Source organism: Streptomyces sp. NPDC107500, assembly GCF_055582785.1.
Genome location: NZ_JBVJPF010000001.1, coordinates 747456 through 761574 on the forward strand (window position 1 = coordinate 747456; position 14119 = coordinate 761574).

At 73.0% G+C, this 14119-nt stretch carries 14 protein-coding genes; 7 read left to right on the forward strand and 7 right to left on the reverse strand.

Translation table 11 applies throughout. The features are described 5' to 3' along the window. Window positions 1–60: 60 nt before the first annotated feature. Together ACZ67M_RS03215 and ACZ67M_RS03220 are read left to right on the forward strand one after the other, a co-directional pair. Window positions 61–603 (forward strand): GntR family transcriptional regulator, encoded by a 543-nt coding sequence (locus ACZ67M_RS03215; protein WP_469849361.1) that lies wholly within the window; start codon window positions 61–63, stop codon window positions 601–603. Continuing rightward, complete coding sequence (locus ACZ67M_RS03220; protein WP_469849363.1) at window positions 600–1358, forward strand: GntR family transcriptional regulator; 759 nt, start codon at window positions 600–602, stop codon at window positions 1356–1358. The genes ACZ67M_RS03215 and ACZ67M_RS03220 overlap by 4 nt, the downstream gene beginning before the upstream one ends. Window positions 1359–1364: 6 nt before the next feature. On the opposite strand, the gene ACZ67M_RS03225 is transcribed toward ACZ67M_RS03220, so the two are convergent. Beyond that, window positions 1365–1808 carry a MarR family winged helix-turn-helix transcriptional regulator gene (locus tag ACZ67M_RS03225; RefSeq protein WP_469849365.1) on the reverse strand — a complete coding sequence of 148 codons (444 nt, stop codon included), beginning with the start codon at window positions 1806–1808 and terminating at the stop codon, window positions 1365–1367. Between the two features lie 106 nt (window positions 1809–1914). On the opposite strand from ACZ67M_RS03225, the gene ACZ67M_RS03230 reads away from it, so the two are divergent. Together ACZ67M_RS03230 and ACZ67M_RS03235 are read left to right on the forward strand one after the other, a co-directional pair. Continuing rightward, the gene (locus ACZ67M_RS03230; RefSeq protein WP_392008769.1) at window positions 1915–2937 is read left to right on the forward strand and encodes an NADP-dependent oxidoreductase; all 1023 of its coding nucleotides are present in this window, start codon (window positions 1915–1917) and stop codon (window positions 2935–2937) included. 92 nt (window positions 2938–3029) lie between these two features. After that, window positions 3030–3449: an organic hydroperoxide resistance protein gene (locus ACZ67M_RS03235; RefSeq protein WP_122620306.1), complete on the forward strand. Its 420-nt coding sequence runs from the start codon at window positions 3030–3032 to the stop codon at window positions 3447–3449. A gap of 29 nt (window positions 3450–3478) precedes the next feature. Here the strand turns inward: ACZ67M_RS03235 and ACZ67M_RS03240 are convergent, their stop codons facing one another. Continuing rightward, window positions 3479–4627, reverse strand: a complete 1149-nt coding sequence (locus ACZ67M_RS03240; RefSeq protein WP_469849366.1) for a serine hydrolase domain-containing protein — start codon at window positions 4625–4627, stop codon at window positions 3479–3481. Window positions 4628–4776: 149 nt separating this feature from the next. On the opposite strand from ACZ67M_RS03240, the gene ACZ67M_RS03245 reads away from it, so the two are divergent. Further along, window positions 4777–5601, forward strand: a complete 825-nt coding sequence (locus tag ACZ67M_RS03245) for an EI24 domain-containing protein (RefSeq protein WP_469849368.1) — start codon at window positions 4777–4779, stop codon at window positions 5599–5601. Here the strand turns inward: ACZ67M_RS03245 and ACZ67M_RS03250 are convergent. Further along, entirely contained in the window at window positions 5573–6865 is a 1293-nt protein-coding gene (locus tag ACZ67M_RS03250) for a pyroglutamyl-peptidase I (RefSeq protein WP_469849369.1), read from the reverse strand. The genes ACZ67M_RS03245 and ACZ67M_RS03250 overlap by 29 nt on opposite strands. 172 nt (window positions 6866–7037) lie before the next feature. Here ACZ67M_RS03250 and ACZ67M_RS03255 point away from each other — a divergent pair, with 172 nt between their 5' ends. Then, on the forward strand, window positions 7038–9515 hold the full coding sequence (locus ACZ67M_RS03255) for a beta-glucosidase (protein ID WP_469849371.1): 2478 nt from the start codon (window positions 7038–7040) through the stop codon (window positions 9513–9515). A gap of 91 nt (window positions 9516–9606) precedes the next feature. Here the strand turns inward: ACZ67M_RS03255 and ACZ67M_RS03260 are convergent, their stop codons facing one another. Continuing rightward, a complete protein-coding gene (locus ACZ67M_RS03260; protein WP_469849372.1) occupies window positions 9607–10587 on the reverse strand; it encodes an aldose epimerase family protein in 981 nt (326 codons plus the stop codon). 25 nt (window positions 10588–10612) lie between these two features. Continuing rightward, window positions 10613–11536 (reverse strand): SGNH/GDSL hydrolase family protein, encoded by a 924-nt coding sequence (locus ACZ67M_RS03265; protein WP_385799317.1) that lies wholly within the window; start codon window positions 11534–11536, stop codon window positions 10613–10615. 256 nt (window positions 11537–11792) lie between these two features. On the opposite strand from ACZ67M_RS03265, the gene ACZ67M_RS03270 reads away from it, so the two are divergent. Continuing rightward, on the forward strand, window positions 11793–12287 hold the full coding sequence (locus ACZ67M_RS03270) for a DUF3145 domain-containing protein (RefSeq protein ID WP_469849374.1): 495 nt from the start codon (window positions 11793–11795) through the stop codon (window positions 12285–12287). Between the two features lie 166 nt (window positions 12288–12453). Here the strand turns inward: ACZ67M_RS03270 and ACZ67M_RS03275 are convergent, their stop codons facing one another. Next, window positions 12454–13746: a beta-ketoacyl-[acyl-carrier-protein] synthase family protein gene (locus ACZ67M_RS03275; RefSeq protein WP_122620313.1), complete on the reverse strand. Its 1293-nt coding sequence runs from the start codon at window positions 13744–13746 to the stop codon at window positions 12454–12456. Between the two features lie 101 nt (window positions 13747–13847). Next, the gene (locus ACZ67M_RS03280; protein ID WP_052842858.1) at window positions 13848–14096 is read right to left on the reverse strand and encodes an acyl carrier protein; all 249 of its coding nucleotides are present in this window, start codon (window positions 14094–14096) and stop codon (window positions 13848–13850) included. Window positions 14097–14119 lie beyond the last annotated feature (23 nt).

The window sequence follows — 14119 nt, forward strand, 5'->3', positions numbered from 1 at the left end:
GGCGAAGTCGCTTAACGTTGGGCCCTGATATGGGCAAGCGTCGGCCGCGAGGAGGACCGCATGAGCGCGAGCAGTTGGGTCAGCACGTCTCTCCCGTATCTGACGCCGCAGGAGAAGGGGCGCGGTGACGCCTGGGGCGCTGAGGCCGAGGCGCAGGGCCGCCGGGGGACGCAGCGCATCCTGCACGCCGGCGAGGTGCCCGCGCCCGCCGAGGTCGCGAATCTGCTCGGCGTACCCGAAGGGGGGTCGGTCGTCGTGCGCCGGCGACTGATCCTCCTCGACGAGCGGCCGAACGAGCTGACCGACACGTTCTACCCGCTGGTCATCGCCGCGGGCACCGCTCTGTCACGCACCGCCAAGATCCGTGGCGGTGCCGTCACTTTGCTCGCCGAACTCGGCTACGTCGGCGTCCTGGTGCGCGAGGACGTAACGGCCACGATGCCGGACGAGGAGGAGCGCCGGACCTTGGGGACCGCCCCCGATGAGCCGGTTCTGCGGCTCACCCGCCTGACGCTCGACCGTGAGGGCCGCCCGATCCAGGTGGATCGTATGGTGATGCCTGCCCTACGGCAGAGACTGCGCTATCAGATCGAGATCGGATGACCGTGCCCCAGGCAGAAACGGAAGGCGTCGACCGTCGCTCCCTCCACGAGCGCATCGCCGCCGACCTGCGCGACGACATCATGAGCGGTGAACTGGCGCCAGGGGCGAGCCTTCCCTCGACGGCGCGGCTCAAGGAGCGGTTCGACGCGTCGAACGCCACGGTGCAGAAGGCGTTGCAACTCCTCAAGGAGGAGAGTCTCGTGGTGGGCAGGGCGGGAGCCTCGGTCACCGTCCGCGAGCACCGTCAGCGTACGGTGTCCCCGGCCGCGCTCCAGACTGCCGACCGTTGGCTCACGGAGGCCGCCAAGCATGGCGCCCACGCCCGCAGTGTCCTCCGCGGTGTCGCGGAGGTCCGCCCACCAGCCGACGTCCGTTCCGCCTTCGGCCTCCCCGCGGACGGCACCGCACTGCTGCGCAGTCAGATTCTCCTGATCGACGACGAACCCGCCGAACTCGTCGACTGCTATTACCCGTTGGACGTCTCCAGGGCCACGGCGCTCATGGAGCGTCGCCGGATCAAGGGCGGCGCACCCGCGCTGCTGGCGGAACTGGGGCACCCCGCGCGCCGTAGCGTGGACCGGGTCTCCGCGCGGATTCCGACCCAGGAGCAGTACCGGGCCCTCCACCTCACCAGCGGTACGCCTGTCCTGCGCACCCTCCGGGTCGTCCACGGTGACGAGGGCCGCCCGGTCGAGGTGACGGTCATGGTGAAGGCCGGGCACCTCTACGAGCTTCAGTACGAGTTCGAAGCGTAGGGAGGGTCAGCTCTCCGCGACCATCCTCCGCAACGCGTCCCGCAGAGCCACCCGCTCCCCCTCCGACAGCCCCGCCAGCGGCTCCCGCGCGAACCGCAGGGAATCGCGCAGTCCCCGTGCCACCCGCCGGCCCTCCTCCGTCGCCGCCGCGACTTTCACGCGCCGGTCGGCGGGGTCGGGGCGGCGCTCGACCAGGCCCCGCGCCTCCAGCCGGTCCACGATCCCGGTGACGTTCGACGGCTCGCACTTCAGCTTCTGCGCCAGCTTCCGCATCGGCAGCGGCTCCAGTGACAGCAGGCTGAGCAGCTTGGCCTGCGCCCCGGTCAGCGCGCGCTCGGCGGCCGCCTCCTCGTAGTCGGCGTGGAAGCGGGCCACGACCTCTCCGATCAGCTCGACGACTTCGAGGGTGAGTGCGCCGGGTCGGCGCGTGGTGTCGCGTGGTGTGGCCATGCGATCCAGGGTACCCATTTGTTTGACAAGGTGAAATGTTCAGCTGCATGGTTGTTTCATAACCTGAAGCATTTTGCCCATCTCGACCACGACGAAAGGCGCCCCCATGACCGACTCCCCCTCCCTCCCCGCCGTCAACCGCGAATGGCACCTGGTCACCCGCCCGGTCGGCTGGCCCAAGCCGGAGGACTTCGCCCTGGTGGAGACCGAGGTCCCCACCCCGGGCGAGGGCCAGGTCCTGGTGCGCAACCTGTACGTATCCGTCGACCCCTACATGCGCGGCCGGATGAGCGCCGCCAAGTCCTACGCGGCCCCCTACGAGCTGGGCAAGGCCATGCAGGGCGGCGCGGTCGGCGAGGTCGTCGCCTCCAACGCCGAGGGCTTCGCCGTCGGCGACCACGTCCTGCACTTCCTCGGCTGGCGCGAGTACGCCGCCGTGAACGCGAAGAGCGCCGTCAAGGTCGACCCGGACGCCGCGCCCCTGTCGACGTACCTCGGCGTACTCGGCATGACGGGCCTCACCGCCTACGCCGGCCTGCTGCGCACCGCCGGCTTCAAGGAGGGCGACACGGTCTTCGTCTCCGGCGCGGCCGGTGCCGTCGGCAGCCAGGTGGGGCAGCTCGCGAAGCTCAAGGGCGCCGCCCGGGTCGTCGGCTCGGCCGGCTCGGACGAGAAGGTCCGGCTGCTCGTCGACGAGTACGGCTTCGACGCGGCGTTCAACTACAAGGACGCCCCGGTGAGCGAGCAGCTGCGCGCCGCCGCCCCCGACGGCATCGACGTCTACTTCGACAACGTCGGCGGCGACCACCTGGAGGCGGCCATCGGCTCCCTCAACCTGAACGGCCGCATCGCCATCTGCGGCGCGATCTCCGTCTACAACAACACCGAGCCCGCCCCCGGCCCGAAGAACCTCGCCCGCCTGATCCAGACCCGCGGCCGCATCGAGGGCTTCCTGGTCGGCGACCACTACGACCTCCAGCCGAAGTTCGTCGAGGAGGTCGGCCCCTGGGTCGCCTCCGGCGCCCTGAAGTACCGCGAGACGGTCGTCGAGGGCATCGAGAACAACCTGGAGGCGTTCCTCGGCGTCCTGCGCGGCGACAACACCGGGAAGATGATCGTGAAGCTCTGACTTCACTGCACTTCCGGCATGCGGTAGCGTCATTCCGAAATCCGTCGTGGTCGTGGGCGCGAGTCACGGCGGACCGAGGAGGAAGACACCGCATGCCCATCCAGCAGTCCGAGGTCCTCTACACCGCCGTCGCCACCGCCGAGAACGGCCGCGACGGACGGGTGGCCACCGATGACGGCAAGCTCGACCTGGTCGTGAACCCGCCCAAGGAGATGGGCGGCAACGGCGCCGGCACCAACCCCGAGCAGCTGTTCGCCGCCGGGTACAGCGCCTGCTTCCAGGGCGCGCTCGGCGTCGTCGCCCGCCAGGAGGGCGCCGACATCTCCGGCTCGACCGTCACCGCCAAGGTCGGCATCGGCAAGAACGACGACGGGTTCGGCATCATCGTCGAGATCTCCGCCGAGATCCCGGCGGTGGACGCCGCCACCGCGCGGTCCCTGGTGGAGAAGGCCCACCAGGTGTGCCCCTACTCGAAGGCGACGCGGGGCAACATCACCGTGACACTCGTCTGACCGGGGGCGACACCCGCACGCGGCGGCGGTCAGCAGGCCGACGCCGCCGCGTGCACCGCCGCCACCAGCCGCTGGTTCTCCGGCGCCGCCCCGCCCGGACAGGCGGAACGGCGCCGCGTGTACCCGTAGGCCAGACCGGCCGACGGGTCCGCGAAGCCCTGGCTGCCGCCCGCACCGCAGTGCCCGATCGTCCCGGCGCCCAGGAACGGGTGCCAGAGGTCCGCCGTCGCCTCGAAGCCGATGCCGTACGACCCGTGCGTCCGGGTCACCAGGTCGTAGCCCACCGAGTGGAACTGGCCGAACTCCGCCACCGTGTCCGGCTTCAGCAGCGGCGCCCTGCCCTCCACCTCGCCGATCGCCGCCGCGTACAGCCCCGCGAGACCGCGCGCCGACGCCACCCCGCCCACGGACGCGGGGCCCCCGGCACGGACCGCGGGCTCGTTGGGCAGGGTCTCCAGGCAGGTGCGGTGCGCCGCGTTCCGGTTGAACGCGATCGCCGCGAGGGAGCGCGGACCGTCCGGGCACGCCGCCTCGGCCCGCTGCACCGGCGTGAGGACCATCGGCCGCGCGGCGCGGAAGCGGTGGTCGAGCGAGGCCGGCAGACCCAGGTGGAAGTCCAGGTGGTGCGGGGCGCGGACCCGGTCCTCGTAGACCTCCTGCAGTGTGTGGCCCGTGGCCCGGCGCACCACCTCGCCCGCGAGCGCCCCGAGCACCAGCGCGTGGGATCCGAAGGCCGTGCCGGGCCGCCAGTACGGACGCTGGTCCGCGAGGCGCTCCGCGATCACCCGGTCGTCGGCCAGCTCGGCGGTGCTGAACCCGGTGTCCGTGCCGATCACCCCCGCGCGGTGCGCCAGCAGCTCCCGCAGGGTCAGCGCCCCCTTGCCCTCGGCTGCGAACTCCGGCCAGTAGTACGTCACCCTGCGGTCCAGCTCCAGCGTGCCCTCCTGGACCAGCAGGGCGGCCACCAGGTGCGCGGCGCCCAGCGTGGCGGTGTGCACCCCGTACAGCGAACCCGCCCCCGCTCCGTCGCCGGTCCACAGGTCGACGACCCGGCGCCCGTGCACGTACACGCACAACTGGCTCTCGTGGTCCGCCGGTTCCCCGGCCACGACGGCCGTGAACTCCTCCAGCACCCGTTCGAAGCCGTCGGCGACGGTGCCGTGGATCTCCTGCGTCATCCGCTTCTCCTCACCCACTCGCCGGGCCGGCCCGCGGCCCGCCACCGGTCGGTACGTTCACCGGACTCCACCGATCGGTACGGCGGGACGAGCGGGTTCGACTCAATCGGGGCGCGGCGGTGGCGGCGCCGACCGGTAGAGTTCCGCCCATGCGCGATCTTGGGGCGGGATTCGGCCATCTCCTGAAGGGCCAGCGCTGGGTGGCCCGGCACGGCAAGAGCTACGGCTTCGGGCTCGTCCCGGGCCTGATCACACTGGTCCTGTACGCGGCCGCGCTGGTCGCGCTCGCGATGTGGGGCACGGACTTCGTCGCCTGGACGACCCCCTTCGCCGACGACTGGTCGAGCCCCTGGCTCGGGCTCTTCCGCGGCTTCCTGACCGTCGTCCTGTTCGCCCTCGCCCTGCTGCTGGCCGTCCTCACCTTCACCGCGGTCACCCTGCTGATCGGGCAGCCCTTCTACGAGGCCCTGTCCGAGCGCGTCGACCGCGACGTCTCCCCGGACGGCACCGCCCCCGAGTCCGACCTGCCGCTCTGGTGCGAGGTGTGGCTCTCCGGCCGCGACAGCCTGCGGATCCTCGTCCGCGCCGCCCTCTGGGGCGTGCTGCTCTTCGCCCTCGGATTCATCCCGTTCGTCGGGCAGACGGTGGTCCCGGTGATCGGCCTCTTCGTGACCGGCTTCTTCCTCACCGAGGAGCTGACCTCCGTCGCCCTCCAGCGCCGCGGGGTCGAGCTGCGCGAGCGCCTCGCCCTGCTGCGCTCGCGCAAGACGCTGGTCTGGGGCTTCGGCACCCCGCTGGCCGTCTCCTTCCTGGTGCCCTTCGTCGCCGTGTTCCTGATGCCGGGCGCGGTCGCCGGCGCCACCCTCCTCGCCCGCGAACTGCTGGGCGAGGAGACCCGCGACGGCCGCGACGACCGCTCCGGCGGCGGCCCGGCCGACCCGGCGGTCAGCCCCGGTCCGACCCCGACGCACTGACCGCCACCGCCACGATCGCCCGTACCTGCGCCACGATGTCCAGCCGGTTCCGCACGAACTCGGGGTCGGTGACCGTCCCCGTCGCCGGATCGGTGTTCCCGGCCCCGAACTGGAGCACCGGCGTGTGGACGTGCCCGCCCGGCAGCGTGCCGCGCAGCCCGAGGCGGTCCCGCAGCAGCGTCGCCCGGTAGGCGATCTCGTTGGAGAGGTAGTTCCCGCCGCCGCCCTCCCGGGCCGTCGAACCGGGCGTGGGCCCGTCCGGCCGTACGACCGCCTGGGTGGAGCCCGCCGGGATCTCGGTCACGCTCGTGTTGTCGTACACCGGGAAGCGGCCGGTCGCCGCCGCCGTGATCGCCGCGTACGGCAGCGTGGTCGTCGTCCACTGCGGCTGCGAGGCCGGGTCGGCGACGGGCACCGTCTCCGTCCGGGACACGTTCTCGTTGTCGGGGAAGCCGCCCCGCCAGGCCCCGTTGGTCCGTTCCACGTCGAACTTCCCGACCCGGCCCTGGCTCACCGTGGTGAACAGGTCCACCTCCGGCAGATACGGCCGCAGCGCCCGCTCCACGGTCCCCTCCGCGAAGTCCCGCCAGCGCACCGGGAACACGGCCGTCTCCACCCGCGCGGGCCCGTCCGGGGTGTCGATCACCGTGCCGTCCAGGGCGAGCGCGGTGGCGCCGGACGGGTTGGAGATGCGGATGTCGCGGTCCAGGGTGAAGGGGTCGAAGCCGGTGAGCAGGACACGCTTCACGCCCTTGCCCCGGTCGTCGTCGTGCCGCTGCGGCAGGCGGATGTCGGACTGCCCCCGCGAGGTGCGCTCCAACGCGTCGAGGAGCGCGTCCCGCTGCCCTTCGCCGAGCCCGAACCGGGGTTCCCAGGTGCGCAGTTCCCGGGTCATCGAGAGCCGCGCCCAGTACAGCGGCCGGTCGTCGTCGCGGCTGACGGCCCCGTGCGCCGGCCCGCGCCCCTGTGCCCGGTCCACGGCCCGCCGCCACAGCGCGGAGCCCTCCCGCTCGACCAGGCGCCGGGCCTCGCGGTAGGAGTCCGCCCGCCCGAGCCCGCGCGCGAACGCCGGTGCCACGGCGGCGAATCCGGAGCCGCGCAGGATCTCCCGGGGGACGTCCCCGTCGAGCCGCCGCTCCTCGACCGTGGGAGCGGTGGCGGTGGCCGCGGCCCCCGGAGGTGCCGCCGCGGCCGTCCCCGGGGCGGCGAGCCCCGCCGTCAGGGCCAGTCCGAGTACGCCGATCCGAACACGTATGGGTCTCAAGGGAGTCCAGGTCCTTCCGTCGCCGTGGGGTGCGCTGCGGACGGCCGCAGTATCGCGTGACGGGAGGGACGCGCGCTACGGCACGGCGGCCGTCGGCGTGCGGTCCCGGTTCGAACGCGGCCCGGCGAGGAAGGATCCACACGTTCACGGAGTCGACGAGGAGGTCTCCGCGGTGGCGGACACACAGGACGATCGGGACGTACGGCACACAGGGGGAGCCGAGGACGCGGCCCGCGAGGCCGCGGTCGAGGCGGCGCTCGCCGCACTCGGCCTGGACGCGAAGGCCCGGCTCCTGTCCGGGCAGGACATGTGGAGCCTGCCCGCGCTGCCCGAGATCGGCCTGGGATCCCTCGTGATGTCCGACGGCCCGGTCGGCGTGCGCGGCGTTCGCTGGACCGCCGACGACCCGTCCGTCGCCCTGCCCTCGCCGACCGCGCTCGCCGCCTCCTGGGACCCCGGCCTCGCCCACCGGGCCGGCGTGCTCCTCGCCCAGGAGGCCCGCCGCAAGGGTGTCCACGTACTGCTCGCCCCCACCGTCAACCTGCACCGCTCCCCGCTCGGCGGCCGGCACTTCGAGGCGTACAGCGAGGACCCGTACCTGACCGGGCGGATCGGCACCGGCTACGTCACCGGCGTGCAGTCCGGTGGCGTCGGCACCACCGTCAAGCACTTCGTCGCCAACGACGCCGAGACCGACCGCTTCACCGTGAACAACCTGGTCTCCGAACGCGCCCTGCGCGAGCTGTACCTGGCCCCCTTCGAGGCCATCGTCGCGGACGCCCGCCCCTGGGGCGTCATGACCGCCTACAACTCGGTCAACGGCCCGACGATGACCGAACACCGCCACCTGGTCCAGGAGGTGCTGCGCGGCGCGTGGGGCTTCGACGGCTTCAACGTCTCCGACTGGCAGGCCGCCCGCTCCACCACCGGCGCCCTGAGGGGCGGCCTCGACGTGGCCATGCCGGGCCCGAGGACCGTGTACGGGCCGGCCCTCGCGCGAGCGGTGCGCGACGGCGAGGTGACGGAGGCCGAGGTCGACGCGGCCGTGCGCAACGTGCTGCGGCTCGCCGCCCGCGTCGGCGCCCTCGACGGCGCCGAACCGGCCGTCACCGACCCGCCCGCCGCCGTCGACGGCCGGGCCCTCGCCCGCGAGATCGCCCGCCGCTCCTTCGTCCTGGTCCGCAACGGGCCCGTCGGCGGCACGGGCCCCGCACTGCCCCTGCGGCCCGGCACCGTCGCCCTGTCCGGAGCCGCCGCCCGCGACGCCCGCGTCCTCGGCGGCGGCTCCGCGACCGTCTTCCCCGCCCATGTCGTCTCCCCGCTCGACGGCCTCACCGCGGCCCTCCCCGACGGGGGCCTGAGCTACTCCGTCGGCGCCGACCCGAACACCGAACTCGCCGTCGCGGGCCGGGGTTTCGAGCTGCGCGCCGTCTGCCGGGACGCGGACGGCGAGGTCACCGGCACCGGGTCGGCGCCGAGCGGGCACATCCAGTGGATGGGGTCCGACCTCCCCGAGGGCGTCACCCACGACCGGCTGCACACCGTCGAGCTGACCGGCACCTTCACCCCGGACGAGACCGGCCCGCACACCTTCGGCATCAAGGGCCTGGGCCACTTCACCCTCACCGTCGACGGCGCCACGTACTACGACGACGTCCAGCGCCCCGCCAAGGACGACCCGTTCCTGTCCTTCTTCGGCGCCCCCGAACCCCGAGCCGAGGTCCGGCTCACCGCCGGGACGCCCGTCGAGGTGTCCCTCAGGTACGTCGTCGACCTCCCCGACGGCGACCGGATGAAGGTCGTCACCTTCGCCCTCGCGCACGCCGGGCCCCGCCGGGACCCGGACGAGCTGATCGCCGAGGCGGCCCGCGCCGCGGCCGCCGCCGACACCGCCGTGGTCGTCGTCGCCACCACCGAGCGGGTCGAGTCCGAGGGCTTCGACCGCACCGACCTGCGGCTCCCCGGCCGCCAGGACGACCTGGTCCGCGCGGTCGCCGCCGCCAACCCCCGCACCGTCGTGGTCGTCAACTCCGGCTCCCCGGTGGAACTGCCCTGGCGCGAGGAGGTCGCCGCCGTGCTGCTCGGCTGGTTCCCCGGCCAGGAGGGCGGCGCGGCCCTCGCGGACGTCCTGACCGGCGCCCACGAGCCCGGCGGCCGGCTGCCCACCACCTGGGGCGACCTCGCCGACGCCCCGGTCACCCGGGTCACCCCGGCCGACGGCGAACTCCCCTACGAGGAGGACCTGTTCATCGGCTACCGCGCCTGGGACCGGGCCGCCCGCACCCCGGCGTACCCCTTCGGCCACGGCCTCGGCTACACCGAGTGGGCCTACGAGTCGGCCCACGTCGACGGCACCACGGTCACGGTCCGCCTGCGCAACACCGGCGACCGCCCCGGCCGCGAGGTCGTCCAGGTCTACCTCGCCCCCGTCGAACCCGACCCCGCCCGCCCCGCACGCTTCCTCGCCGGATTCGCCGGGGCGGAGGCCGGGCCGGGCGAGCGGGCCGAGGTCACCGTCGAGCTGCCGCGCCGCGCCTTCGAGGTCTGGGACGAGGCGACCGGCTCGTGGGCGTTTGTGAAGGGTTCGTACGAACTCGGCATCGGACGCTCGATCGCCGACCGCCGGATCACATCGGCGATTACCGTCTGAACAGGGACGCCCGCGAGGGCCTTCCCCCGCGAACAGCCCCGGCCCGGGACCTGACGGCCGGGCCGGGGCTCGCCGGGCCCGATCCGCCCCGCTACCGCGCCGAGAACCCGTACACCGTCCGCGAGCGGAACACCTCGCCCGGCCGCAGCACCGTGCCCGGGAAGTCCGGCCGGTTCGGGGAGTCCGGGAAGTGCTGCGTCTCCAGCGCGATGCCGTCACCGGGCGCGAACGGCTCGCCCAGCTGGTCGGCGGTGTACACCTGGAGGCCCGGCTCGGTCGTCGCCACCGTCAGCACCCGGCCCGACGCCGGGTCGTACAGCTCCGCGACCTCCTCGGCGGTCTCCGTCACACCCTTGTCCAGGCAGAAGTTGTGGTCGTAGCCCGAACCGACCTTGCGCGCCCGCCGGAAGTCGAACCGCGTGCCCGTCACGTCCGCCGGCTCGCCCACCGGGATCAGAGCCGCGTCGACCGGCGTCATCCGGGAGGCCGCCAGCCGCAGCTCGTGGCCGCCCGTGTGCCCGGAGCCGCCGAGGTTGAAGTAGCTGTGGTTGGTCGGATTCAGTACGGTCGGCGCGTCGGTGACCGCCTCGTAGTCGATCCGCAGCGCCCCCCGCTCCTCCAGCGTGTACGTCACGGAGATCGCCACCCGGCCCGGGTAGCCCTCCTCGCCGTCCGGGCTGACCAGGCTCAGCCGGATGCCGTGCCCGTCGTCCCCGACCGGCTCCACGCCCCACACCCGCTTGTCGAAGCCCCGCTCACCGCCGTGCAGCGAGTTCGGCCCGTTGTTCCGCGCCAGCGTGTACGTCCGTCCGTCCAGCGGGAAACGGCCGCCCGCGATCCGGTTGGCGTACCGGCCGACGAGCGCGCCGAAGTACGGCTCGGGATGGCGCACATAGCCGTCCAGGTCCGCGAACCCCAGCACCACGCCCGCGGTGTTCCCGTCCCGGTCCGGGGCCTCCACCGACTGGACGATCCCGCCGTACGACAGAACCCGGACCCGTACGCCGGCCCGCTCCAGGGTCCAGCGGTGCACCGGCGTGCCGTCGGAAAGTGTGCCGAAGAGTTCGTTCATGTGCGAACTCTAGGACACGCCCAGGTCAGGGCCGCTCGGCGGTGACCGCCCGGTACGCGATCTCGGCCAGCCTGGCCTGGCCGTCCACGCTGGGGTGAAACCAGTCCCAGTGGCTCAGCTGGTCCGTGCCGAAGTGGTACGCGTGCACCGCGCCGTCGTCGGTGCGGCAGCGCCGGTCCTTCGCACAGACCTCCCGCAGCACCTCGTTGTAGTCCGTCACCCGGTCCCGCACGGTGTTCCGCCGCAGGGTCGCCGCCGAGTCGAGGGAGTCCGCGTCGGCCAGCATCGACGGGCACAGGCCCAGCTTCCACACCTGCTTGCCCAGCGGGTTGGTGCGCCCCTGGGACCACAGCCGCTTCAGGTCCGGGATGCTCGCCACGTACACCTGAGCCTTGGGCAGCTCGCGGCGCAGGGTGCTCATGGCCTCCTCGAACTGGTCCCGGAAGTCGGCCACCGGGGTCATCGCCGAGGTCGTCGCCCGGCAGGCGTCGTTGGCCCCCACCATCACCGCGACCAGCTCGGGCTCACGCGCCGCCGCCCGGGTCACCTGCCCGGTCAGGTCGGCCATCCGGGACCCGGTGACCGCGTAGTTCCAGCTCCGCCCGGCCGCCTGGGCCTTCCCCAGCAGCCGTACGGCCAGACTGTCGACCTCGGCGCTGGAACCGGTCGCCCAGGACACGTCGGGGCAGTCCGACAGCACCGAGCAGGCGTCGAAGCCGCGCGTGATGGAGTCGCCCACCGCGGCGACCGAGTCCGGGCTGCGGTCCCAGACCGGGGCGGGCTTCGGACGCTTCGACGCGCCGGCGGACGGGGCGGGGGAGTCACCGCCCACGGCGTCGCAGCCCGCGACGCCCAGCACGGCGGCGGTCAGGACGGCGAGCGCGGCACGCGCCCGGCGCCGGCCACGGCGCGCCGTCCGTACCTCCACCTGGTCCGTCCCCTGGCCCATACAGGTCCCACCCCTCGCCTCGTGCCTCCAGTGTCCTCAACCCATGACACCCCGCCGGGGGTTCCCGGGGCGGTGATGCGACGCCTCACACCCGTACAAGCGTCCTGCCGGGTGAATGGCGCGGCTTTGTCGGCACCGGGACCGACGGTACGTCACACTCCTTGCCCCGTCGCACGGTAGCCTCGCCCTCAACGTGACCCGCCCGGTCACGGCCGTCCGCCCGTTCCGAGATGTCCCGCTCAGCCCGGAGGTTCCGGTGACGACACGTGGAGTCCTGTACGTGCACTCCGCGCCGCGCGCGCTCTGCCCGCACGTCGAGTGGGCCGTCGCCGGGGTGCTCGGCACACGCGTCGGCCTGGACTGGATCCGGCAGCCCGCGGCGCCCGGCACCTGGCGTTCCGAGTTCTCCTGGCAGGGCCAGGCGGGCACCGCCTCCAAGCTCGCCTCCGCGCTGCGCGGCTGGCAGCTGCTGCGCTTCGAGGTCACCGCGGAACCGTCCGCGGGCAGCGAGGGCGAGCGCTACAGCTGCACCCCGGACCTCGGCATCTTCCACGCCGTCACCGGCATCCACGGCGACATCCTGATCCCCGAGGACCGGCTGCGCGCCGCCCTGGTCCGCTCCCAGCGCGGCGAGACCGACCTGGAGTCCGACATCGCGCGACTCCTCGGCAAGCCCTGGGACGACGAGCTGGAGACCTTCCGCCACGCGGGCGAGGGCGCCCCGGTCCGCTGGCTGCACCAGGTCGTATAAGGAGACGCGCCCCGTAGGGGGCGCGGGGCTGTGTCGATGTGCGGCTCCGCCGCGTGGTCGCGACCAGCCACAACGGACCCGCACCCGGCAAACCACTCCACCACGAACGGCGATGGCCCGAAACCCCCACCGGGGCTCGGGCCATCAATACGTTCAGCGAGCCAGATCAGACCGAACGAAACGCCAGAACCACGTTGTGCCCACCGAACCCGAACGAGTCGTTCAGCGCGGCGATCCGGCCCTCGACGGGCAGCTTGCGGGCCTCCCCGCGCACGATGTCCGCGTTGGCCTCGGCCTCGGGGTCGAGGTTCTCGACGTTGATGGTCGGCGGCGCCACCCGGTGGTACAGGGCGAGCACCGTGGCGACGGACTCCACGCCGCCCGCGCCACCGAGGAGGTGACCGGTCATCGACTTGGTGCCGGAGACCGCCATGTGGTCCACGTCGTCGCCGAGGACCTTGCGCAGCGCCTTCAGCTCGGCGATGTCACCGGCCGGCGTCGAGGTGGCGTGCGCGTTGACGTGCACGATCTCGGCCGGGTTCAGGTCGGTGCGGTCCAGCAGGTTCTGAAGGGCGTTGGAGATGCCCCGGCCCTCGGGCTCCGGCTGCACGATGTCGTGGGCGTCGGCGGAGATGCCCTGCCCGACGGCCTCCGCGTAGACGCGGGCACCGCGCGCGGCGGCGTGCTCGGCGGACTCCAGGACGAGGACGCCGGCGCCCTCACCGAGGACGAAGCCGTCACGGCCCGTGTCGAAGGGGCGCGAGGCGCCCTGCGGGTCGTCGTTGTTCTTGGACATCGCCATCATGTTGCCGAACGCGGCGATGGGCAGCGGGTGGATCGCCGCCTCCGTGCCGCCCGCGACGACGACGTCCGCACGGCCGGTGCGGATCATCTCGATGGCGTAGCCGATGGCCTCGGCGCCCGACGCGCAGGCGGAGACCGGCGTGTGCACGCCCGCGCGGGCGCCCACGGCCAGACCGACGTTGGCCGAGGGGCCGTTCGGCATCAGCATGGGGACGGTGTGCGGGGAGACGCGGCGGACGCCCTTCTCCTTGAGCACGTCGTACTGGTCGAGCAGGGTCGTCACGCCGCCGATGCCGGAGGCGATGACCGCACCGAGCCGGTCGGGGTCGACGTGGGCCCCGCTCTCGGCGTCCGGCGTGCTCTCGCCGGCCTTGCCGGTGTAGCCGGCGTCCTTCCAGGCCTCCTGGGCCGCGATCAGCGCGAACTGCGCGGAACGGTCCAGGCGGCGGGCCTGGGGCCGCGGGATGACCTCGGAGGGGTCCACGGCGACCGGCGCGGCGATGCGGACCGCCTGGTCGGCGGCCCACTCCTGCTCCAGGGGCTTGACGCCGGACCTGCCGGCGACCAGACCCTCCCAGGTCGAGGCTGCGTCGCCACCCAGCGGTGTGGTTGCGCCGATACCGGTGACGACCACGGTGCGATTGGTCGAGCTCACGGGAATTCTTTCTCCAACGGGATACGGATTCGTACGGCGCCACCGCCGGGTGGCGGGGCAGTCTGCCCGGGATACTCGGGACATGCCCGAGTATCGGCGGATCAGGCCTGGTGGTCGAGGATGTACTTGGTCGCGTCGCCGACCGTCTTGAGGTTCTTGACGTCCTCGTCCGGGATCTTGACGTCGAAGCGCTCTTCGGCGGCGACGACGACCTCGACCATGGACAGCGAGTCGACGTCCAGGTCGTCGGTGAAGGACTTGTCCAGCTGGACGTCCTCAACCGGGATGCCGGCGATCTCGTTCACGATCTCCGCGAGACCGGCGACGATCTCTTCCTGAGTGGCGGCCATGGTGGCGCTCCTTCTTTGTTTTC

Excerpts from the sequence above, each read along its gene's own strand:
- ACZ67M_RS03280 (WP_052842858.1), bottom strand. The coding sequence starts at position 14,096 with ATGGCCGCCACTCAGGAAGAGATCGTCGCCGGTCTCGCGGAGATCGTG.
- ACZ67M_RS03215 (WP_469849361.1), top strand. The coding sequence starts at position 61 with ATGAGCGCGAGCAGTTGGGTCAGCACGTCTCTCCCGTATCTGACGCCG.
- ACZ67M_RS03225 (WP_469849365.1), bottom strand. The coding sequence starts at position 1,808 with ATGGCCACACCACGCGACACCACGCGCCGACCCGGCGCACTCACCCTC.
- ACZ67M_RS03230 (WP_392008769.1), top strand. The coding sequence starts at position 1,915 with ATGACCGACTCCCCCTCCCTCCCCGCCGTCAACCGCGAATGGCACCTG.
- ACZ67M_RS03265 (WP_385799317.1), bottom strand. The coding sequence starts at position 11,536 with ATGGGCCAGGGGACGGACCAGGTGGAGGTACGGACGGCGCGCCGTGGC.
- ACZ67M_RS03220 (WP_469849363.1), top strand. The coding sequence starts at position 600 with ATGACCGTGCCCCAGGCAGAAACGGAAGGCGTCGACCGTCGCTCCCTC.
- ACZ67M_RS03235 (WP_122620306.1), top strand. The coding sequence starts at position 3,030 with ATGCCCATCCAGCAGTCCGAGGTCCTCTACACCGCCGTCGCCACCGCC.
- ACZ67M_RS03260 (WP_469849372.1), bottom strand. The coding sequence starts at position 10,587 with ATGAACGAACTCTTCGGCACACTTTCCGACGGCACGCCGGTGCACCGC.
- ACZ67M_RS03240 (WP_469849366.1), bottom strand. The coding sequence starts at position 4,627 with ATGACGCAGGAGATCCACGGCACCGTCGCCGACGGCTTCGAACGGGTG.
- ACZ67M_RS03245 (WP_469849368.1), top strand. The coding sequence starts at position 4,777 with ATGCGCGATCTTGGGGCGGGATTCGGCCATCTCCTGAAGGGCCAGCGC.